Origin of the sequence: Segatella copri (assembly GCF_019127135.1) — a bacterium.
In the GTDB taxonomy this organism is placed as follows: domain Bacteria; phylum Bacteroidota; class Bacteroidia; order Bacteroidales; family Bacteroidaceae; genus Prevotella.
Window position 1 is genome coordinate 1 of sequence record NZ_JAHOEA010000002.1, and the last position, 20,030, is coordinate 20,030.

General features: G+C 44.7%; 15 protein-coding genes, 3 tRNA genes, 1 other RNA gene and 1 pseudogene. 9 read left to right on the forward strand and 11 right to left on the reverse strand.

Translation table 11 applies throughout. From position 1 onward, the window contains the following. Window positions 1-34: 34 nt before the first annotated feature. Window positions 35-889 (forward strand): annotated as a pseudogene (locus tag KSW37_RS00600) (glycoside hydrolase family 5 protein); the annotation flags it as partial. 153 nt (window positions 890-1,042) lie between these two features. Here the strand turns inward: KSW37_RS00600 and KSW37_RS00605 are convergent. The 3 genes from KSW37_RS00605 to rsfS form a co-directional block, all read right to left on the reverse strand. Next, window positions 1,043-1,909 carry a phosphatidate cytidylyltransferase gene (locus tag KSW37_RS00605; RefSeq protein ID WP_217313098.1) on the reverse strand — a complete coding sequence of 289 codons (867 nt, stop codon included), beginning with the start codon at window positions 1,907-1,909 and terminating at the stop codon, window positions 1,043-1,045. An 11-nt stretch (window positions 1,910-1,920) separates the two neighbouring features. Continuing rightward, a complete protein-coding gene (gene ftsH, locus KSW37_RS00610) occupies window positions 1,921-4,008 on the reverse strand; it encodes an ATP-dependent zinc metalloprotease FtsH (protein ID WP_217313097.1) in 2,088 nt (695 codons plus the stop codon). A gap of 70 nt (window positions 4,009-4,078) precedes the next feature. Next, window positions 4,079-4,438 carry a ribosome silencing factor gene (rsfS, locus tag KSW37_RS00615; RefSeq protein ID WP_217313096.1) on the reverse strand — a complete coding sequence of 120 codons (360 nt, stop codon included), beginning with the start codon at window positions 4,436-4,438 and terminating at the stop codon, window positions 4,079-4,081. Between the two features lie 212 nt (window positions 4,439-4,650). Between rsfS and KSW37_RS00620 the strand changes: the two genes are divergently transcribed. The 3 genes from KSW37_RS00620 to KSW37_RS00630 all read left to right on the forward strand — a co-directional run bounded on the left by KSW37_RS00620 (window position 4,651) and on the right by KSW37_RS00630 (window position 4,913). Then, a tRNA-Gln gene (locus KSW37_RS00620) sits at window positions 4,651-4,721 on the forward strand. 25 nt (window positions 4,722-4,746) lie between these two features. Continuing rightward, window positions 4,747-4,817: transfer RNA gene (locus tag KSW37_RS00625), tRNA-Gln, on the forward strand. A 25-nt stretch (window positions 4,818-4,842) separates the two neighbouring features. Beyond that, window positions 4,843-4,913: transfer RNA gene (locus tag KSW37_RS00630), tRNA-Gln, on the forward strand. Between the two features lie 118 nt (window positions 4,914-5,031). Here the strand turns inward: KSW37_RS00630 and KSW37_RS00635 are convergent. The 4 genes from KSW37_RS00635 to KSW37_RS00650 form a co-directional block, all read right to left on the reverse strand. Then, on the reverse strand, window positions 5,032-6,801 hold the full coding sequence (locus KSW37_RS00635) for a DUF349 domain-containing protein (RefSeq protein ID WP_217313095.1): 1,770 nt from the start codon (window positions 6,799-6,801) through the stop codon (window positions 5,032-5,034). 235 nt (window positions 6,802-7,036) lie between these two features. Further along, window positions 7,037-7,963: a magnesium transporter CorA family protein gene (locus KSW37_RS00640; RefSeq protein ID WP_022121433.1), complete on the reverse strand. Its 927-nt coding sequence runs from the start codon at window positions 7,961-7,963 to the stop codon at window positions 7,037-7,039. Between the two features lie 318 nt (window positions 7,964-8,281). Beyond that, complete coding sequence (locus tag KSW37_RS00645; RefSeq protein ID WP_022121434.1) at window positions 8,282-9,745, reverse strand: aminoacyl-histidine dipeptidase; 1,464 nt, start codon at window positions 9,743-9,745, stop codon at window positions 8,282-8,284. Window positions 9,746-9,840: 95 nt separating this feature from the next. Continuing rightward, on the reverse strand, window positions 9,841-10,833 hold the full coding sequence (locus tag KSW37_RS00650) for a lysylphosphatidylglycerol synthase transmembrane domain-containing protein (protein WP_217313094.1): 993 nt from the start codon (window positions 10,831-10,833) through the stop codon (window positions 9,841-9,843). A 228-nt stretch (window positions 10,834-11,061) separates the two neighbouring features. Here KSW37_RS00650 and rsmA point away from each other — a divergent pair, with 228 nt between their 5' ends. Genes rsmA through KSW37_RS00670 form a run of 4 tightly spaced genes read left to right on the forward strand, consistent with a single transcriptional unit; the run spans window position 11,062 to window position 14,374 of the window. Further along, window positions 11,062-11,871 carry a 16S rRNA (adenine(1518)-N(6)/adenine(1519)-N(6))-dimethyltransferase RsmA gene (gene rsmA, locus KSW37_RS00655; protein ID WP_217313093.1) on the forward strand — a complete coding sequence of 270 codons (810 nt, stop codon included), beginning with the start codon at window positions 11,062-11,064 and terminating at the stop codon, window positions 11,869-11,871. Between the two features lie 12 nt (window positions 11,872-11,883). Then, complete coding sequence (gene frr, locus KSW37_RS00660) at window positions 11,884-12,444, forward strand: ribosome recycling factor (protein WP_006847159.1); 561 nt, start codon at window positions 11,884-11,886, stop codon at window positions 12,442-12,444. A gap of 34 nt (window positions 12,445-12,478) precedes the next feature. Next, a complete protein-coding gene (gene rsgA / locus KSW37_RS00665; protein WP_006847160.1) occupies window positions 12,479-13,411 on the forward strand; it encodes a ribosome small subunit-dependent GTPase A in 933 nt (310 codons plus the stop codon). Window positions 13,412-13,459: 48 nt separating this feature from the next. Beyond that, window positions 13,460-14,374 (forward strand): helix-turn-helix domain-containing protein, encoded by a 915-nt coding sequence (locus KSW37_RS00670; RefSeq protein ID WP_217313092.1) that lies wholly within the window; start codon window positions 13,460-13,462, stop codon window positions 14,372-14,374. A 64-nt stretch (window positions 14,375-14,438) separates the two neighbouring features. Here the strand turns inward: KSW37_RS00670 and ssrA are convergent. From ssrA to KSW37_RS00690, 4 genes are all read right to left on the reverse strand, one after another. Further along, window positions 14,439-14,836: a transfer-messenger RNA gene (ssrA, locus tag KSW37_RS00675) on the reverse strand. A 384-nt stretch (window positions 14,837-15,220) separates the two neighbouring features. Continuing rightward, window positions 15,221-15,700 carry a DUF4186 domain-containing protein gene (locus KSW37_RS00680; RefSeq protein ID WP_217313091.1) on the reverse strand — a complete coding sequence of 160 codons (480 nt, stop codon included), beginning with the start codon at window positions 15,698-15,700 and terminating at the stop codon, window positions 15,221-15,223. A gap of 2 nt (window positions 15,701-15,702) precedes the next feature. Beyond that, window positions 15,703-16,953, reverse strand: coding sequence for an MFS transporter (locus KSW37_RS00685; RefSeq protein WP_217313090.1), 1,251 nt, complete (start codon window positions 16,951-16,953; stop codon window positions 15,703-15,705). Between the two features lie 30 nt (window positions 16,954-16,983). Further along, window positions 16,984-17,124: an MGMT family protein gene (locus tag KSW37_RS00690; RefSeq protein ID WP_301331742.1), complete on the reverse strand. Its 141-nt coding sequence runs from the start codon at window positions 17,122-17,124 to the stop codon at window positions 16,984-16,986. Window positions 17,125-17,664: 540 nt separating this feature from the next. On the opposite strand from KSW37_RS00690, the gene hsdR reads away from it, so the two are divergent. Further along, window positions 17,665-20,019, forward strand: coding sequence for an EcoAI/FtnUII family type I restriction enzme subunit R (gene hsdR / locus KSW37_RS00695; protein ID WP_217313089.1), 2,355 nt, complete (start codon window positions 17,665-17,667; stop codon window positions 20,017-20,019). Window positions 20,020-20,030: the final 11 nt, after the last annotated feature.

A 20,030-nucleotide genomic window follows, 5' to 3' on the forward strand; every position in this document is an offset into this window, starting at 1 on the left:
CTGTCAAGCACGGTTCCGAGAGAAGGGAGGGTGAAATTCCCTCCACTTACTCGACGGTAACCCTGTAGTGTTGAGAGGCGTGAGTCTGGGATGGCACAACATCTGGCCTCGGTTCTACAACAAAAAAGCGGTGAAATGGCTTGTGCAAGACTGGCATGCCAACATCATCAGAGCAGCCATGGGAATTCAGATAGACGACAACTATCTGGAAAATCCAGACTTTGCTCTGAAATGCATTACCCAGGTGGTAGATGCCGCCATCAAGAATGATACCTACGTGATTATCGACTGGCATGCTCACAAGATGCATACAGCCGAGGCTAAGGCCTTCTTCGGAAAGATGGCGCAGAAGTATGGTAAATATCCTCATGTGCTTTACGAACTCTACAATGAACCTGTTGAGGATAAATGGGAAGACTTGAAGGTATACGCTAAAACCATCATCACGGAAATCAGAAAGTATGATCCGGATAATATCATCCTGATGGGCTGTCCGCATTGGGACCAGGATATTGATATCGTGGCAAAGAGCCCTATCGAGGGTGTGGAGAATGTGATGTATACCCTTCATTTCTATGCAGCCACCCATAAAGATTATCTGCGTGATAAACTGGAGGCTGCCGTGAAGAGCGGTTTGCCGGTCTTTGTATCAGAATGTGCTGGTATGGAGGCTTCGGGTAATGGTCCTCTGGCTCCTGATGAGTATCAGAAATGGCTCGACGTAATGGAGAAAAACAAGGTGAGTTGGGTAAACTGGTCGGTTTCGGATAAGGATGAAACCTGTTCCATGATTTTGCCACGTGCCAAGGCTACCGGCAACTGGACAGATGATCTCATCAAGCCATGGGGCAAGATGGTGAAGCAGGCACTGAAGAAATATAACAGATAACTGCATGGTTTATCGCAAGTACTTTCGTGAGCCAACGAAGCTACTTGTGTTTTTTATGGTGATATGAAAAAAGGCAGGGGTTCTTTGAGGAATCCCTGCCTTTCTTTGTGCTTGGCCAAACTAAGGTTTGGCCTTTATCTCATAAAAGATGTATTATCCAAACAACTGGATGGTGTATAGGTAGATTACTGCTGCCGGTATCGCCATGAGCGAAGAGTCGAAGCGGTCGAGCATGCCTCCATGTCCTGGCAGGATGTTGCCGCTATCCTTTACTCTGAGGGTACGCTTGAAGAGACTTTCTACCAAATCGCCCCATGTTCCGAAGAATACCACAACCAGACCTAAACCTTCCCAACCGAGAATGCTGAGACGATGGGCTTCGCCATCGTTGGCAATATAGCCGATGATACCTGCTGCTATCAGTACGAATATGCCTCCGCCTATGCTGCCTTCCCAACTCTTGGCTGGACTGATGCGAGGAAAGAGCTTATGCTTGCCGAAAAGCGAACCGCTGCAATAGGCACCGGTATCATTGGTCCAGAGGAAAATGAAAATGCTCAAAGGCAGCAGCATGTCGTAATGTATCTGACCATCGAAAGCTGATGTCTCGAAACTCAATACATTAATCATCGAGAAAGGCAAGGCGATGTACAACTGAGAGAGCATAGTGTAAGCCCAATCGTTGATGGCATCCTTGTTGCCTGTATACAGTTCGCTGATGAAGAGATAGAGGATGGTGAGCAGATAAGGTACGAAAACCACGAAATTGCCCACAATGCCCATGCGGAAACCAGCCACGGCAAGGAAGAAGTAAACACCCGCCACGGTGCTGATGAAACGGTTTACCGTAACATTCTCCTTCTGGTTAACTAATCCGCAATACTCCCAGATGCTCAATCCTGTAATGAGGGCGAACAGGATAACCATTGCCCTGGGATTGAGAAAGCAAGATACCATGCACACTACGAACAATACGCCTGTGATGGATCTTATCACTAGATTCTTCTGTTTGTCAGTCATATCGGTTTGTTTTATTCGTTCTTGTTTTCTTCCGAACCTTCATCCTTTTTGGAAGTCTCATCAGAATCAGCATTCTTCTTCTGGTTCTCTTCGTGCTCCTTAATGGCAGCCTGAACTTCAGGAAGTTCCTTTACGGCGTCATCGTCTATCTTAGGCTGTTCGTCTTCCATGATTTCCTGCGAACGGCTCAACCAAGGGCGCTTGCCAAAGATATGTTCTACGTCTTCTGCCATAATCACCTCTTTCTTGATCAGAAGCTCTGCTAGGGCATTGTGGCCTTCCTTGTGCTCCATCAGGATGTTCTTGGCACGGGTATACTGTTCGTTGACAATTTTCAGAACTTCCTGATCTATCTCGCGAGCTGTAGACTCAGAGTACGGACGCTGGAATGAATATTCGTTCTGGTTGTAAAAGCAGATGTTTGGCAACGTCTTGCTCATACCGAGATAAGCTACCATACCATAAGCACTCTTTGTGGCGCGCTCCAGGTCGTTCATGGCTCCTGACGAAATATGACCGGTGAAGAGTTCTTCTGCGGCACGTCCGCCCATTAAAGAACACATCTCGTCGAGCATCTGTTCCTTGGTGGTTATCTGGCGCTCTTCTGGCAGATACCATGCGGCACCGAGAGCCTGACCACGAGGTACGATGGTAACCTTGATGAGAGGGTTGGCATACTGGCAGAACCATGAGATGGTTGCGTGGCCTGCTTCGTGAAGGGCGATGCTACGCTTCTCGTCGGCAGTCATCACCTTGGTCTTCTTCTCTAAACCGCCTACAATACGGTCTACTGCGTCGAGGAAATCCTGTTTGCAAACAGCCTTCTTGTCGTGGCGTGCAGCAATGAGGGCTGCCTCGTTACAAACGTTGGCAATATCTGCACCCGAGAAACCTGGAGTCTGGCGTGCCAGGAGATCAACATCTACAGTTTCGTCAATCTTGATAGGTTTGAGATGTACCAGGAAGATAGCCTTACGTTCGTTCAAACCAGGGAGATCTACGTGAATTTCGCGGTCGAAACGTCCGGCACGGAGCAAGGCGCTGTCGAGCATATCTACACGGTTGGTAGCTGCAAGGATGATGACACCACTGTTGGTACCGAAACCATCCATCTCTGTAAGGAGGGCGTTCAAGGTGTTTTCGCGCTCATCATTACCACCCATGGCTGGGTTCTTGCTGCGGGCACGGCCTACAGCATCAATCTCATCGATAAAGATGATACAAGGTGATTTCTCTTTAGCCTGACGGAAAAGGTCGCGTACACGTGAGGCACCTACACCTACGAACATTTCAACGAAGTCGGAACCGCTCATGGAGAAGAAAGGTACGCCAGCCTCGCCGGCAACAGCCTTAGCCAAGAGGGTCTTACCAGTTCCCGGAGGGCCTACGAGAAGGGCTCCCTTTGGAATCTTACCACCCAAGTCGGTATACTTCTGTGGATTTTTCAGAAAGTCTACAATTTCCTTTACTTCCTGCTTGGCACCTTCCTGTCCGGCAACATCCTTAAAGGTAATACCGATTGTATTTCCCTTTTCGTACATCTTAGCTTTGCTTTTGCCTACGCTGAAGATGCCGCCGCCCATACCGCCGCTGCCCATACCGCCGCTGAATCTTCCTGACATCCAGAGGATGAAGAATACGAAGAAGAGCAGAGGTGCCAGATTGAAGAGTGTGCTTAAGAAGTCGTTATCCTTCTGGTTGTCGTAGCTGAAGGAGCGTATCTTCTTTTCTTTCAACATCTGGTTGGCATAGCGTTCCACTTCGTCAACCGAACCGAACTGTACTTTTACGTATGGGTTAGGACCTACAGACTTTGCCGGCATATTGTATACATCGCGCGTATATTTCGGGTTGATGTATATCTTGAGGGTGCTTTCTGTTTTATTGGCCACAACACTGAGTACATAGCCTTTTTCTACATACTGTTTGAATTGGGTGTACGTGGCTTCCTTAGCAGCGCTGCCTCCAATCGCATCGCCTCCTCCTGTAAAGAAGAGGATGATCATGGTGATGAGGCAGATGGTGAAAAGCCAGGTCATATTAAATCGTGGCATCTTTGGTCCGCCATTGCCACGAGGCTTCATATTGCTTTGTTCCATTTTATTATATATGTATAACTTTTAGTCGAAAAACAATGTCTGTTTCATCATGTGGGATGGAAGAGACTGACTAGTTGAGATTAGGTATATGGGTAAGCTTTGCATCCTCCCATAAATGTTCGAGGTCGTAATAAGCGCGTACTTCCGGAAGGAAGATGTGCACCAATACGTCAACAAAGTCCATTGCCACCCACTGGTCGTTGCCGAGACCAGCTACATTTACAGGTTTTTCTTTCAGATTCTTGCGCACGATGTCGCCCACAGAACCTGCGATAGCTTCAACCTGAGTAGGGCTTCCTCCCTGGCAGATGATGAAGTACTTGGCAATGCTTCCATCGATTTCTGTCAGGTCGGCGATAACAATGTCTTGACCTTTCTTTTCTTGTATACCTTCTTTAATAGTCTCTACGAGTTGTTTAACTGTGTTCATTTATCTTTTCTTTCTTACTTAATTTATATTCTCTATTTTTCTGCAAAGATACATTATTATAATGGAAAATCGACTTAAAAGGCAAAAAAAATGTGGAAAATTAAAGAAATTGCGTTTTTTTTAGAAAAAAGTGCCGAAAAATTTTGTAGGTTCAAAAAAAACTAGTACCTTTGCACTCGCAATTGAGAATTGAACATCTCGTTTGCTGATATTGGGATATGGTGTAATGGTAACACTACAGATTCTGGTCCTGTCATTCCTGGTTCGAGTCCGGGTATCCCAACAATCAAAAAGTTCTATTTTAAGTTTGGGATATGGTGTAATGGTAACACTACAGATTCTGGTCCTGTCATTCCTGGTTCGAGTCCGGGTATCCCAACAATCAAAAAGTTCTATTTTAAGTTTGGGATATGGTGTAATGGTAACACTACAGATTCTGGTCCTGTCATTCCTGGTTCGAGTCCGGGTATCCCAACTCATACGGTAAGGCATCTTTCAGTAATGAAAGGTGTTTTTTTTGTTTATAGGGATTCTGTTTTATGGAGTATTCATAACAATAACCCCCAGAGCTTTCGCCCTGGGGTTTATTGTATTTATTTCTTCTCGGCATCAATAGCCTTGATTTTCTGCTTCACCATTTCGAGGTCAGTCTTGAGTTTCTCAATCTTACGATTCATTTCTTCTACCAGGCTGTTGCCCTTCTTGCTGGCTGTATTGAAGAAACCGAGGTTGTTCTCGTAAGTAGTAATCTCGCTGCGCAACTGGTCGTAGCGACGCAAGAGTTTACCACGCTCATTGCCGAGTGCATTGCCGCCTTCCTTGGCAACATTCTTCAAGTTGTTCTTGAAGTTGTCGAAGTGGCGCTTTGCGTTGGTGGCGTGAAGTTTCTCGTAGGCTGCATCGATAGCCTCATGATACTCTTTATAGACCTTGTCTTTCTCTTTGAAAGGAACGTGTCCGATTGTACTATATTGCTTGGCAAGATCTTTGAGCTTCTTTTGGAAATCGTTGTCTGAAATCTCTGCAACTACAAGTTCCTTGAGTTGGGCAATAATGTTGCGCTTCTTGTCCAGATTGGCATGTTCCTCGCTGCGTGAACCGGCATTCTGCTTGTTGCGGGCTTCAAAGAACTTGTTGCAGGTATCCAGAAATTCCTTCCAGAGCAATTCGCCTTGTTTGTGAGGTACGGTACCCACCTTCTTCCATTCTTTCTGAAGAGCGATGAACTTGTCGCCAGTCTTCTTCCAGTCTGTACTGTCAGCCAGTTCCTTTGCCTTATTTACGAGTTGCTGTTTCTTTTCGAGATTGGCAGCGTAGGTATCTTTCAATCCTTTGAAGAATTCTGCCTTCTTGTTGAAGAATTCATCGTTGGCGATGCGGAAACGCTCGAAAATCTTGACGTTCATCTTCTGAGGGGCAAAACCGATAGTGCGCCACTCTTTCTGAATCTCTATGATTTCCTGGGTAACCTTTTCCCAGTCCTTGGCAGTCTTGTATTCTCCTTGGTTGGCAGCCTCTACCTTTTCGCAGAGGGCAGTCTTCTTGGCGAGGTTTTCCTCTTCCTTGGCACGCAGGTCTTCGAAGTGCTGCTGGTGCTTCTTGTTGATAACAGTGCTAGCAGCCTTGAAACGTTCCCAAATCTGTTCTCTCAACTCCTTGGCAACAGGACCGATTTCGCGATATTGCTGGTGGAGGTCCTGAAGCTGGTGGAAGGCAGAAATAACATCCTCTTCCTCATTGAGCTTTTCTGCAGCCTCGCAGAGTTGGGTCTTGGCTTCAAGATTCTTCTTGAAGTCATATTCGCGAGCTTCGCTGTTCAACTTGAGCATGTCGTAGAACTGCTCTACATAGAGCTGATAGTTCTTCCATACCTCGTTTGCCTTGTCTGCAGGGATGTTTTTGATTTCCTTCCATTCCTGCTGCAAGGCCTTGAAGTCCTGATATGATTTGTTGGCCTCCTCCGGTGAGGTGGTCATGGCCTTTATCTTTTCGATAATTTCCTCTTTTTTGCGGAGATTATCTTGTTTTTCTTCTTCTTGTGCCAGGAAGATCTTGGCTCTTTTCTCCTTGATGAGTTGCATCTCAGCCTTGAAGGCTTCTTCGGTGTCATCCGGTAGAAGGATATACTTCTCTGGGTCACCGCCTTTTGCGAGATACTCTTTCATCTGTGCGTCTCTTTCTGCGAGATGAATCTTGTAGAAAGTTGTCTTGAGTAGGTCGAGTTCCTCCTTGTTTGGATTTTCGCTGCTATGAGCGATTTCCTTTACTCTTTCGAGCACTTCCTGCTTGGTGGCATAAGCCTTCTTGGCAGGGTCTTCCAGGGTGCTCTGCTGCAACAGAGCTTTTTCTTGAGAGTCCATCATGTCACTTTGTTTAGTTTATGATTCGAGTTTCTTGGGCCGGTAGTTGCTTATCCGCAATTCAGCCCCATACAAATTTATATTATTAATAAGTTGCAAACTTAAAAAAAAAAATCGAATATCATGCCATGACATTCGATTTTTTAATTTTTTTTGTATTTATAATTGTCTTTTTCTTGCAATTCATCGTTTTGTGTGCTCTTTTGGGCTACTTAATGCTTGTCAGAGTGGTGTATGCTTAGAGCAGACGCTTGTATCTGAGGAAGCCCCATGAAAGTGCAGAAACGAGCACGGAGATAACCAGGGCGATGGCAAATCCGTAATGGCTGTCTTCCATACCGTTGATTAAGTTCATGCCGAACAATGAGGAAATCAGCGTAGGCAACATCATGACGATACTGATACTGGTCAAGGTACGCATCGTGGTATTCATATTGTTGTTGATGATGCTCGAATAGGTATCCATTGTCGACTCCAGAATGTCCGAGTAGATGCTTGTGGTTTCGCGTGCCTGTGTCATCTCGATGTTTACGTCTTCGATGAGGTCGGCATCAAGTTCATCCACCTGCAGTTTGAACTTCAGTTTAGACAGGAGGTTCTCGTTGCCTCGGATAGAGGTGATGAAGTAGGTAAGGGAGTCCTGCAGGCGGCTCAGTCCGATCAGACTCTCATTGTTCACACCATGATCGAGGTTTCGTTTTGCCTTTTCTATGAGAGAATTGATCTGTTTCAATCGCTTCAGATACCATACCGCAGATGAAAGGAAGAGGCGGAAGGTCATGTCTACATAGTCGGTGAACCCCTCGCTGCGCTTCTGCTGGTAGCTTACGAAATCAATCATCATATTGGTTTCATAATAGCATACGGTGATGGTAACATCGCGCTTATGGATGATACCCAGAGGCACGGTGGTGTATGGGGTACGGCTGCGTATTTCCTTGACATAAGGGATACGGAGGATGATGAGCATCCAGCCATCGTCATATTCGTAGCGGGCACGCTCATCTGTATCGCTGATATCCGAGAGGAAATAATCAGGGATCTTGAATTCTTCTTCCAGCAAGCGCTGGTCTTCATCAGTTGGACATGTTACCTGTATCCAGCAGTTTGGCTGCCACTCATTGAGTACAGTCAGATTCTTGTCTATATTCCAATAAGTCTTCATAGTTTGCTAATCTCCACATAATAAAAGTTTGGGGTATGGAGACTAGCGCTTGGGTACAGCCTACTGAAAGGCTTCATCGTTGCTGAATCTCCACGCCTTACAATTCATTATTGTTCTCCGCGTGATAATCGTCCATTTTTGTGTTATTTTAATGAAACTTATGCAAGTGAATTTGTATGATCTGCTATAGAGATTTTACAAGACTTGCGAAATCGACTGCAAAGGTAATGATTTCTTTTGAAAACTGGAACAAAAAAGCCGAGAATTTTCACTCTCGGCTTTCTTTTTTTATCTTTTTGTAATTTCGTTCCCCATTTTTTACTTTGCAGGAATCTCTGTCAGGAGCTGCTTGACGAGGTTCCAGAAAGGAGCTACGCAACTGATCTGGCAACGCTCATTGGCTGTGTGAGGGCTAAGAAGGGTAGGACCGAATGATACGACATCGAGGTTAGGATACTTGCTCAGGATGATAGAGCACTCCAGACCTGCGTGAACAGCCTGTACCTTACCGTCTGTGCCGTTCTGCTCTTTGTAAACCTTCAATACGTGTTCCAGAATGTCGCTCTTAGGGTTAGGGTTCCATCCCATGTAGCTGCCACTGAATTCAACCTTCATGCCTGCCATGTTGAAACAGCTTTCTATCATTGTGGCAAGATACATCTTGTAGTATTCGTGGCTAGAACGGGCCAGAATCTTGATAGCAGCCTTGCCGTCACCAATCTCAACGATTGCGAGGTTTGAAGAGGTCTCTACAATCTCAGGCATAGATGGAGCCATACGCAATACGCCATCGTGGCAAGCGTAGATTGCATCTACAAGGTTATCCTGGATTTCGGCAGGAACCTGCATCTTAGGAGTCTCTACATTCTCAGCGAAGAACTCGATGTTCTCAGTTGTTTCAATGCCTTCGAACTCATCACAGATTTCGTCCTTCCAGTCTGCTACCAGGTCATTCAATGCTTCGATGTTCTCCTTAGGCAGGGTCAGAACAACCTCAGCCTGGAATGGGATGGCATTGCGCATGTTGCCGCCCTGCCATGAAGCCAGACGGGCATCAAGTTCAGAAATAGCTTCACGAACGAAACGAACCATGCATTTGTTGGCATTCGCTCTGCCTTCGTTGATCTCGATACCGGAGTGACCGCCCTTCAATCCCTTGAGGGTTACCTTAACGGCAGCATCTTCCTTGTCGGTTTCTACCTCTTTATAATCGAGAGTTGCTGTGATGTCGATACCGCCAGCGCTACCGATAACGAACTCGCCCCAAACCTCGGTATCGAAGTTTAAGAGAATGTCGCCGTTCAGTTCGCCTGCTGGGAGATCGTTGGCACCATACATGCCTGTCTCTTCGTCAGCGGTAATCAAGCCCTCGATAGGACCGTGCTGCAAATCTTTTGATTCCATTACAGCCATGATGGTAGCTACGCCAAGTCCGTCGTCGCTACCGAGTGTTGTATGATTAGCACGTACCCAGTCGCCATCGATGATGGTTTCGATAGGGTCTGTTTCAAAATTATGCTTGCTGTCTGGTGCTTTCTGAGGAACCATGTCCATGTGTGCCTGCATAATAACACCTTTGCGGTTCTCCATACCTGGAGTGGCAGGTTTGCGCATCACGATGTTGCCTGCTGGGTCTTGGAAAGCCTCTACACCTGCTTCTTTTGCCCAATCGAGCAAATAAGCCTGAATCTTTTCCAAATGTCCTGATGGACGTGGAACTTGTGTTAACTTGTCAAAGTTACGCCAGATTTCAACTGGGTTCAAATTCTTAATGTCAGCCATATTTATTTAATTTAAAATTTATAGTTAATAGTTTATAGGGCATTCTCGCTATACGGCGTAGCCGCTATCAACTATTAACTTTCAACTCTTAACTTTTATCTTTTAACTTTCCCGGTAAACGCCAGTGCTATCCAGGCATAGATTCCCAAAAGGACTACAAGCAGGGTTTGCACGGAGTGTACGATGAGAACGAAGAAGAGGGCATCGTTTGCCTGAATGCCATAGAGAATGAGCATTGTCTTGACGGCAAAATGCCAAGGACCGGCTCCGTTTGGAGTAGGTACGATGACCGCTATGCTGCCCACGATGAATGTCACCAGACCGCACATCAGATTAAGATGGGAGGTTGCTTCGAAGCATTGGAAGGTGAGATAGTAGTGGAAGAAATAACTCAACCAGATGCCCAGTGTAAGGGCGATGTAGAGCGGTACATTCCTGACACCTTTCAGCGAGATGATACCTTGCCAGAGTCCTCCCAGTGTTGCTTTCACCTTATTATATATAGCGAGTCGCTTGAGCAGATAGTGAGCCAGGATGAGTACTGCTATGCCACAGATAGCAGTCACTATGTAACCTGTGGCTGTAAACTGGCAGAATAAACTGTCCATGCTCGTACCTGTTTTCTCAAAGAAATTGAGGAATACCGGAATCTGCATTACAAAGACCAGCGCTGTAATCAGCAGTACGAGGAGTGAATCAATGGCTCTTTCTGTAACGACGGTACCTAGGGCTTTCGGAAACGAAACATCATCCCATTTCTTCAATACGCCGCATCTGGCAAACTCGCCTGCACGGGGAATCACAAGACTCAGAGCATAGGAGAGGAAGATGGAGTAGATGCTGATACTGGAGCGTGCCTTCTCGCCTAATGGCTCCAGCGACTGTTTCCATCTCCATCCTCTGAACACCTGGGCAGAGATGCCAAAGGGGAACGACAGCAGCATCCAGGTCCAACTCATCTTGTGAAGCAGAACATCTTCTACTTGCTTGAAGTCGAATCCGCGATACATCCAATAAAGGATGGCGCCACCCAGAATGAGCGACAAAGCCACCTTCCATATGTTGTTTGCTATCTTCTTTATATCCATAATTAGATGCAAAGATAATACTTTTATTGACAATATCGTTCGAATCTGCATATTTTTAGCATAAATAAACGCTTGGACGCCATTTATGGCTAAAAGTATAGCCTTTTTTTAAAGAAACAAGTGGCTCTTTCCCTTTTTTACCCAAAAAGATAAAAAAAATCGCATACTTCGTGTGGATTCTCAAAAAATAATCGTATTTTTGCAAAATATATAATATAAAGATAAGATATGAAAGCTGTAAAGCCTAAGAAGAATCTCGGTCAGCACTTCTTGACCGACCTCAATATAGCAAAGCGCATCGCCGATACGGTGGATGCCTGCCCGGATATACCTGTTCTCGAAATCGGACCAGGTATGGGCGTTCTTACCCAATATCTCGTAGAGAAACCAAGACCCGTCAAGGCAGTGGAAATCGACTCGGAGTCGGTGGCGTATCTTCATGAGAATTTCCCGACACTCAAGGATAATATCATCGGTGAAGACTTCCTGAGAATGGATTTGAACCAGATATTCGATGGAAAGCAGTTTGTACTGACAGGTAATTATCCATACGATATCTCATCGCAGATATTCTTCAAGATGCTCGATTACAAGGATCTCATTCCTTGCTGTACCGGAATGATCCAGCGCGAGGTGGCATTGCGTATGGCATCAGAACCAGGTAACAAAGCCTATGGTATCCTCAGTGTGCTCATCCAGGCATGGTATGATGTGGAATATCTCTTTACGGTAGATGAGAATGTGTTCAATCCACCTCCAAAGGTAAAGAGTGCGGTAATCCGCATGACTCGCAACAAGGTGACTGACCTTGGCTGTGATGAAAAACTGTTTAAGCGTCTGGTAAAGACAGTCTTCAACCAGCGTCGCAAGATGCTCCGTGTAAGTTTGAAGCAGATGTTCCCTGGTGTAATACCACGTGAGGATTTCTACACCACTGACATCATGACCAAGCGTCCTGAACAGCTCACTATCCAGCAGTTTGTAGAACTCACCAACTATGTGGGCGAAGAATTGAAAAGATTAGAATTAATAAAATAAAAACATATAATTATGATAGACGTTAAAGAAACTTTGAATTCTGCAGCAGAGCGTATGGAGATGGCAGCAATGTATCTCGCAGAGGAACTCTCTCATGTTCGTGCTGGTCGTGCTAATGTAGCCATCCTCGATGGTGTGCGCGTAAATAGTTATGGCAGTATGGTTCCTCTGAACCAGGTAGCTACAGTTACAACCCCTGATGCCCGTACTATCGCTATCCGCCCTTGGGACAAAAAGGCTATCAAGGATATCGAAAAGGCTATTATGGATAGTGGTGTAGGTATCACTCCTGAGAACAATGGCGAAATCGTACGTCTGGGTATTCCTCAGCCAACAGGTGAGCGCCGTAAGGAACTCGTAAAGCAGTGTAATAAGATTGCGGAGCGTGCTAAGATTGAGGTGCGCAACGTGCGCCAGGAAATCAAGGAAAAGTTGAAGAAAGCTATCAAGGATGGACTTTCTGAAGACTTGGAGAAGGATGCTGAGAACGATTTGCAGAAACTCCACGACAAGTACATCAAGCAGCTCGAAAACTTGATGGACGAGAAGGAGAAGGAAATCATGACAGTCTAAATCATTCTGGACTTACATTATTTAATAAGTGATAATGAGAGGACTCGTTATTAAAAATACAGGCAGCTGGTACACCGTCAAGACAGACGATGGCCAGCTGATTGAAAGTAAAATCAAGGGCAATTTCAGATTGAAGGGCATCCGCAGCACCAATCCTGTGGCTGTAGGCGATTATGTGCAGCTTATTACCAACCAGGAGGGTACGGCATTTATCTCTTCTATCGAAGACCGCCAAAACTATATCATTCGTAAATCACCTAACCTCAGTAAGCAGAGTCATATTCTGGCTGCTAATGTAGACCAGGCGCTGCTTGTGGTAACGGTGAATTATCCGCAGACTTCTACTACCTTCATCGACCGGTTCCTTGCTGGCGCTGAGGCCTACAGAGTGCCTGTTATCATCATCTTCAATAAAAGTGACATACTTTCAGAAGAAGAATTGCATTACGAGAAGATGATGTGTACGCTCTATGAGACCATCGGATATAAATGTATCGAATTGTCGGCAGCTACAGGTGAAGGAGTTGAACTGTTGCGGCCTCTTATCAAGGATAAGAAATCTTTGTTGAGCGGCAACAGCGGGGTAGGAAAGTCAACCCTCATCAACCAGCTCATTCCTGATGCAGAGCAGCGTACCGCCGAAATCAGCGAGGCGCATAATAGCGGAATGCATACCACAACCTTCAGTGAGATGCTGGAACTGCCGGAAGGTGGTTATCTCATTGATACTCCGGGCATCAAGGGTTTTGGTACCTTTGATATCGAAAAGGAAGAGCTGACCAGCTATTTTAAGGAAATCTTCAAGTTCTCTCAGGATTGTAAGTTCTCTGACTGTACCCATACCCACGAACCGGGGTGCGCGGTAATCAAGGCGGTTGAGGAACATTATATTGCAGCTAGCCGCTATCAGAGTTATCTCTCAATGTTGGAGGATAAGGACGAAAATAAATACAGAGAGGCTTTTTGATAGGGAAGAGTGAAGAGCGAAGAGTGAAGAAATTTAAAAATCATATTAATGAAAGAACAGAAGGACGTCAGGCAGCGTATCGAAGAAGGTGAGTTCGCACAGAGTGCTGAAATCAGTGCGAGCTATCTGGATGAGGACATCTTGATTATAGATAATGTCAAGGTGTTGCAGAACCCCGACCCTGTGAGATTCCAGATGAACATGATTGCATCCTGTCAGAGAGGCAGCCTGAGAGCTGAACTCAACGGGCGGGAACTCACCGTGGAGAAGGGCGATATATTTATCAGTCCGCCTAACTCTATTCTCGACATCAAAGAGGTGTCGGAAGATTTTGCATGCACAGCCATGTGTGTCAGCAATCACGGCTTGCTTGGTATTCTTCGCTCTCATATCTCGGTATGGAACCGTGCCATGTATGTGAGCAAGGTTTCGGTGTTGAAGATGAACGAGGTGGATATGGTATTCTATTCTAAGTTTACCGACTTGGTGCGCCTCTGTCTGGATCCGAAGTTCAACGACCGCAGTTCGTGGAAACCATATCGCCGTGAGATAGTGGAGACGCTCCTGAAGAGTGCTCTTCTTGCTGTGAGCAATCTTTTGCTGACAGATCTCCCGAAAGAAACGTTGGGAACCAGTGCCAGCGATTTCTTTGATAAGTTTCTGGAGATGTTGCAGCAGAGCGAAATCAAGCATCAGCCTGTAGAATATTTTGCGCAGCAGCTTTGCATCACGCCAAAATATCTCTCCATCATCTGCAAGCGCCATTCCGGCAAGACAGCCATCGAGTGGATTACGGAGTATACGCTTGCTGATATCACCTATTATCTCCGTTCTACAACGAAAACAATCAAGGAGATTTCAGGTATACTGGGCTTCTCCAATACCTCATTCTTCGGTAAATATGTAAGAGAGCATCTGCACATGTCACCTCTGAAGTATCGTGAAAGTTTGAGAAAACAATAACAGCAAAATAAAAACTCGCAAATTCTAAAGAAAGAATCTGCGAGTTTTTTGTTTCTATCAAATAGGGTGGAGCTGGAGGGATTCGAACCCTCGTCCGCACAAGGAAACCATACGCTTTCTACATGCTTATTCCAGCCTTCGGTTTTCGAGGCTTGACAGGACCTGGACCACCAATCATACCCTTATCCTCTAAAATTTCATCCATGCAACGAGGCGTACATGAACTATTTCCGATTTACCTGCACCGCTTGATCAACAAGATTCGGAACAACATCCGTTGAGCGATGTCTCGTTCCAGCACCCTGTGCTGGAATAAAGCTAGTTTACTATACTTCGACTAGGCAGCGAGAGCGTAGTTATTTTCGCCAATTAATTTTTTGTTCACTAGGATTAAGGAGGTAGCCAACGAGCCTCCGCATGCTTACGTACCATTTCATCTCGCCGTCAAATCCAGTCAACCCCGAGAATTTTCTGATATTGGGTGCAAAGATAAGGCGAAAAAATGTAATCTCCAAATTTTTTGCCGAAAATTTTAGTTTTTTATTGAGAATTCTGTTATAAGAACTTTGCTCCAATATGGATATAGCCCGGCTTGCATGGTGGAGGGTGCAAACTGGGCTTTTTTATGATATAGGCTTCGATGGTCATCGAAGCTTACTTCGTTGGCTTATGAAGTAAGCTTCGTTGGTCATTGAAGTTTACTTCGTTTTTGTAAGCTATCAGCTAACCTAAATTTTAGTTCTTTGCAAGGTTTGCAGCAAACGTTGCAAACTTTGCAGAAACTAAGACTTGGTACGGAGAGGGTACGGAGCAGGTCCTGCTTTAAACGGAAAGAGAGAATCTTTTTCAAACCTGTTTTTCTATCCAAGCCATCAGTACTGCTACCGCATATTGCTGTTCTTCTCTTGTCAGCTGTCTTCCGGCAGGTATATGATGCCATTTGAAGAAACATCCGCGACAGCAGCAGCCTGTAGCATGCTGGGCTATAAATACTGGATGTCCTCTCATCGGCGTCTGCTTGCCGTCATTGGGAATCACGGCAGGAGCAAGGCGTTTGGCAACGAAATCCTCTGCATGCTTACGTATGGTTGCCAAGCCCTTTGCTGCAATATATTCCTTATCCCTTTCCGAGAGGTGAAAACGGCTGCGGAATGCTGATTTGGAAAGTCTTTCAAACAGCTCTGTCAAGTCGTACTCTTTGTCTGGAGAAGTATGGTCTTCCTTGCTTCCAGAAGAGATAGAATCTTTCTGATGAATCTCTTCTTCCGCAGAAAACAAATCCAGTTCAACATATTTTGGTTGGCTTACTGCTGAATCTTTTCTCATAATTATTCTCTATTTTCATCCGTTCTTTTTTCAACGCTTCTCTTCTGTGTATTCGGCAAGAATCCTGCGATGATGCCGAGCAATGGCAGGAAGGCACTCACCTGGAAGATGAACTCGATGCTTGTCTTGTCGGCTAACCAGCCGAAGAAGGCAGAACCCAAACCTCCCAAACCGAACATCAGTCCGAAGAAGATGCCAGCTATCAATCCCACTTTGTCGGGCATCAGGTCGGTGGCATATACCACGATGGAAGAGAAAGCCGAAGCAATGATCAGTCCAGACAGAAAGGTGCAGATAATAGTCCATGTGAAGTTGACGAAAGGCATGGCAATGGCGAAAGGTGCAGCACCCAGAATGGAGAACCAGATGACATACTTTCTGCCAAACTTATCGCCCAACATGCCTCCAGCCACTGTTCCTATGGCAAAAGCGGCAAGGAATACGAAGAGGCACAGCTGCGAAGTCTGCACCGAAACCCCGAACTTATCCATCAGGAAGAAGGTGAAGTAACTCGTAATGCAAGCTGTATAGAAATACTTGGAGAACACGAGCATGATGAGGATGAACAGTGCCCAATACTTCACCCTTTTAGAGATATGGGTGTTGAGAAGAGGTTGTTTCTGCGGATGGTTCACCACGTAAGTCAATCGTGCCTTATACCAGACTCCCAATCTAACCATGATGATAGCTGCAAGCAAGGCTGCAAGGGCAAACCAGGAGATGGCATGCTGTCCGAAAGGCAGGATGATGATGGCTGCCAGCAGTGGTCCTACTGCCGAACCGCCATTGCCACCCACCTGGAAGATGGATTGTGCCAGACTCTTCTTACCTCCCGATGCCATCTGTGCCACTCTCGAAGCCGTGGGATGAAACACAGACGAACCCAGACCTACGACACTTACAGCCAGAAGAATCAGAAAATAATTCTCGGCGAAAGCCAGCAGGAGCAGGCCCACCAATGTGAAGCACATGCCGATGGAGAGGGCATAGGGACGGGGATGCTTATCGGCATAAAGTCCTGTGAAAGGTTGCAGGATAGAAGATGTCATCTGGAAAACCAGCGTGATGATGCCTATCTGTGCAAACGAAAAGTTGAACTTATCTTTCACAATCGGATAGATGGAAGGAATAATCGACTGAATCATATCGTTCAGAAAATGGGAAATACTACAGATGATGAGCATGGAATACACCGTGCCCTCTACCATCTTGGGATTACCCTTGATTTTGTTACCTATTGACTTAATATTCATCTCTTTTATTGTTTGTTTTTCTTACCAATCTTATTTGAAAATCAACAGTTTATGTTGTTTTTGTTCTGCTTCAAGCTCCAATAAAATTCTCTTTGTGGCCAATCCTCCGGCAAAGCTCGTCAGGGAATGGTTGCTGCCGATAACCCGGTGGTAGGGTATACTCGGTGCCAGGTGGGCATGTCTTTATACCCATCGTAACCGAAATTCATGGAAGGAATCATATCTTTGGTTGTTACGTCGCGATGTATCAGATGCTACGTCGGAACGTAATTTTTTCCGCATCGATGGCGAAGTTACGAAAAAAGATTGAAATCCCCAAGCATTGAACCGAAAAAATGCTTTTTTGCTCAATACTTTCTGTGTTTTTCTCAAAAAAATACGCAGAAATCTGCTGAATAGCTTAAAATGAGCGAATTATGAGTCTTTTACCTCAATAGAGATAATGATTTGGCAACAGTCCCAATTTCTGCAATATGCATACGTTTGCTGTCAAACAACTCTTCTCTGCAGTAAAGATACAATAACTACACGAAATAACAATCGCTATATTGGAATAATTTACATAAAATAGCTTAATTTATAATGATTATCGCATAATTTAATGTATATTTGCAGCTAATTTCAGTGAATTTGTGAAACAAAACAAGATAAGATAAAAGATATCTTAGCAAGTATGTTGTAGAAATTCCGATAATAAAATATTATTTGAATATGGGCATAAGCAAAGATTTAACAGAAGAGGATGTCAAGTTCCGCTATATTAACGAAGCTATCACAAGCAAGGGATGGTCAAAGGATAGTATATTCATGGAACAGAAGGTTAAATTTACTGACGGTAAAATTAGCCTTCATGGTAATCTTGTGCATAGAGAGAAACCGAAGTTTGCCGACTATGTACTTTATGCAAATAAGGCAACACCCATTGCTATTGTAGAAGCAAAGGATGCCAATCATTCTGTTTCACATGGATTGCAACAAGCCATGACCTATGCCCAAATGCTTGATGTGAAGTTTGCATACAGTTCAAATGGTGAAGGGTTTGCCGAACATGACTTCTTGACAGGCAAGGAACGCACTTTTGCTATGGACGAATTTCCAACAAAAGAAGAACTTATCGAAAGATATAAAAATGAGGCTAACGATGGAAACGGACTTAACGAACAAGAGCTGGCTATCATAAAGCAGCCTTTTTGCACTGGTCAGAATATATTCCCGCCACGATATTATCAGCGCAATGCAGTAAACCGCACTGTCAATGCTATTGCGAGAGGACAAAACCGTGTGCTCCTTGTCATGGCAACTGGCACTGGCAAGACATATACTGCATTTCAGATTGTATGGCGTTTACTTAAAAGTGGTTTGAAGAAGAAAGTGTTGTATCTTGCAGACCGCAATATATTGGTTGATCAATCCATACAGCAAGACTTCAAACCATTAGAAAAGGTAACGCACAAGATAGACTACTCAAAAGACAAGAACCACTTGGAAGAATTGGGGTCTTATCAAGTGTTCTTTGCACTCTATCAACAGTTGATTGGACTGAATGATGCCAAAAACTATAAGGAGTTGTTTCCTAATCCAGACTATTTTGATCTTGTTATCGTTGATGAGTGTCATAGAGGTAGCGCAAAGGATGATAGCAACTGGCGAAACATCTTGGAATACTTTTCTTCGGCTACTCATATAGGTATGACAGCAACACCAAAAGAAACAAAGTACCAGTCAAGTATTGGCTACTTTGGTGAGCCTATATATACATATAGTCTTAAAAACGGAATTGAGGACGGTTTCCTAGCTCCTTTCAAGGTAATCAACATCACAACCAATATTGGCGATGAGTGGAGACCGACAAAGGGACAAAAGGATATATACGGCAACGAGATAGAAGACCGCATTTATAACAACAGCGACTATGATTATAACATTATTATAGAAGACCGTATAAGGGAAGTTGCGCAAGAGATAACCAACTATCTGAAAAGCACTGACCGCATGGCTAAGACCATAGTGTTCTGTGCTGATGAAATACATGCGGAGCGTATGCGTCTGGCATTGACCAATGCCAATGCTGATATGTGCAAGAAAAATCCTGACTATGTGGTTCGCATAACAGGTAGCGATGAGTATGGTAAAGGCAAGTTGGATTACTTTATTTCAGTATCTTCGGAATATCCAGTCATTGCAACAACCAGCAAACTGCTTTCTACCGGTGTGGATTGCAAGATGGTAAAGCTGATAGTGCTTGACCAACAGATTGGTTCCATGACGGAGTTTAAGCAGATTATAGGACGCGGAACCCGTCTTCGTGAGAATGAGGGAAAGACCAATTTCACGGTGATGGACTTTCGAAATGTAACACGCTTGTTTGCTGACCCAGATTGGGACGGACCTATCGAGATGGATTCCGATTATCCTATAAAGTCCAGAGAGGCAAAAACTCCAGTTCTGCCTGTAGATGATACACCGCCAATAGTTGGTGATCCTATTACTCGTCCAAAGCCTCTTGTAGATAAAAATGGCTGCCAGGTAATGGTTGTCAATAAGGTAGTGTCCGTTTACGATGCCGATGGCAAGCTGCTTCGCACGGAGAGTATTACCGACTACACGAAGAAGAATATCCTTGATTCGTTTGCTACCATTGATACATTTACCTCCAAATGGAATGAAATAAAGAAAAAGTCAGACATTGCTGATATGCTGAAAGAAAGAGGCATAGATCTTGCAGAATTAAAAACTTCACAGGAAATGAGCAATGTGGATGATTTTGATTTCATCTGCCATATCGCATACGGCAAGAAGACCCTGACGAGGCGGGAACGTGCTGAGCAAGTGAAAAAGCGTGATATATTTACCAAGTATGGTGAGCAGGCACGGCTGGTACTTGAAAATTTGCTGGAGAAGTACATGGAAGAAGGCATTTCTGAACTTGAAAGTCTCACTGTGCTTGAAAACGATCCTTTCCGCCGATTGGGCTCTAAGGCAAATATAGTAAAGTTCTTCGGTGGCAAGAGAGAGTATCTGAAGGCCGTAAAAGAGTTGGAGCAATCAATATATAATATAGCATAAAAAGAAACAAT

Bases quoted from the DNA above. Each gene is read 5' to 3' on its own strand.
- KSW37_RS00605 (WP_217313098.1), bottom strand. From the start codon at position 1,909: ATGACTGACAAACAGAAGAATCTAGTGATAAGATCCATCACAGGCGTA.
- ftsH (WP_217313097.1), bottom strand. From the start codon at position 4,008: ATGGAACAAAGCAATATGAAGCCTCGTGGCAATGGCGGACCAAAGATG.
- rsfS (WP_217313096.1), bottom strand. From the start codon at position 4,438: ATGAACACAGTTAAACAACTCGTAGAGACTATTAAAGAAGGTATACAA.
- KSW37_RS00635 (WP_217313095.1), bottom strand. From the start codon at position 6,801: ATGATGGACTCTCAAGAAAAAGCTCTGTTGCAGCAGAGCACCCTGGAA.
- KSW37_RS00640 (WP_022121433.1), bottom strand. From the start codon at position 7,963: ATGAAGACTTATTGGAATATAGACAAGAATCTGACTGTACTCAATGAG.
- KSW37_RS00645 (WP_022121434.1), bottom strand. From the start codon at position 9,745: ATGGCTGACATTAAGAATTTGAACCCAGTTGAAATCTGGCGTAACTTT.
- KSW37_RS00650 (WP_217313094.1), bottom strand. From the start codon at position 10,833: ATGGATATAAAGAAGATAGCAAACAACATATGGAAGGTGGCTTTGTCG.
- rsmA (WP_217313093.1), top strand. From the start codon at position 11,062: ATGAAAGCTGTAAAGCCTAAGAAGAATCTCGGTCAGCACTTCTTGACC.
- frr (WP_006847159.1), top strand. From the start codon at position 11,884: ATGATAGACGTTAAAGAAACTTTGAATTCTGCAGCAGAGCGTATGGAG.
- rsgA (WP_006847160.1), top strand. From the start codon at position 12,479: ATGAGAGGACTCGTTATTAAAAATACAGGCAGCTGGTACACCGTCAAG.
- KSW37_RS00670 (WP_217313092.1), top strand. From the start codon at position 13,460: ATGAAAGAACAGAAGGACGTCAGGCAGCGTATCGAAGAAGGTGAGTTC.
- KSW37_RS00680 (WP_217313091.1), bottom strand. From the start codon at position 15,700: ATGAGAAAAGATTCAGCAGTAAGCCAACCAAAATATGTTGAACTGGAT.
- KSW37_RS00685 (WP_217313090.1), bottom strand. From the start codon at position 16,953: ATGAATATTAAGTCAATAGGTAACAAAATCAAGGGTAATCCCAAGATG.
- hsdR (WP_217313089.1), top strand. From the start codon at position 17,665: ATGGGCATAAGCAAAGATTTAACAGAAGAGGATGTCAAGTTCCGCTAT.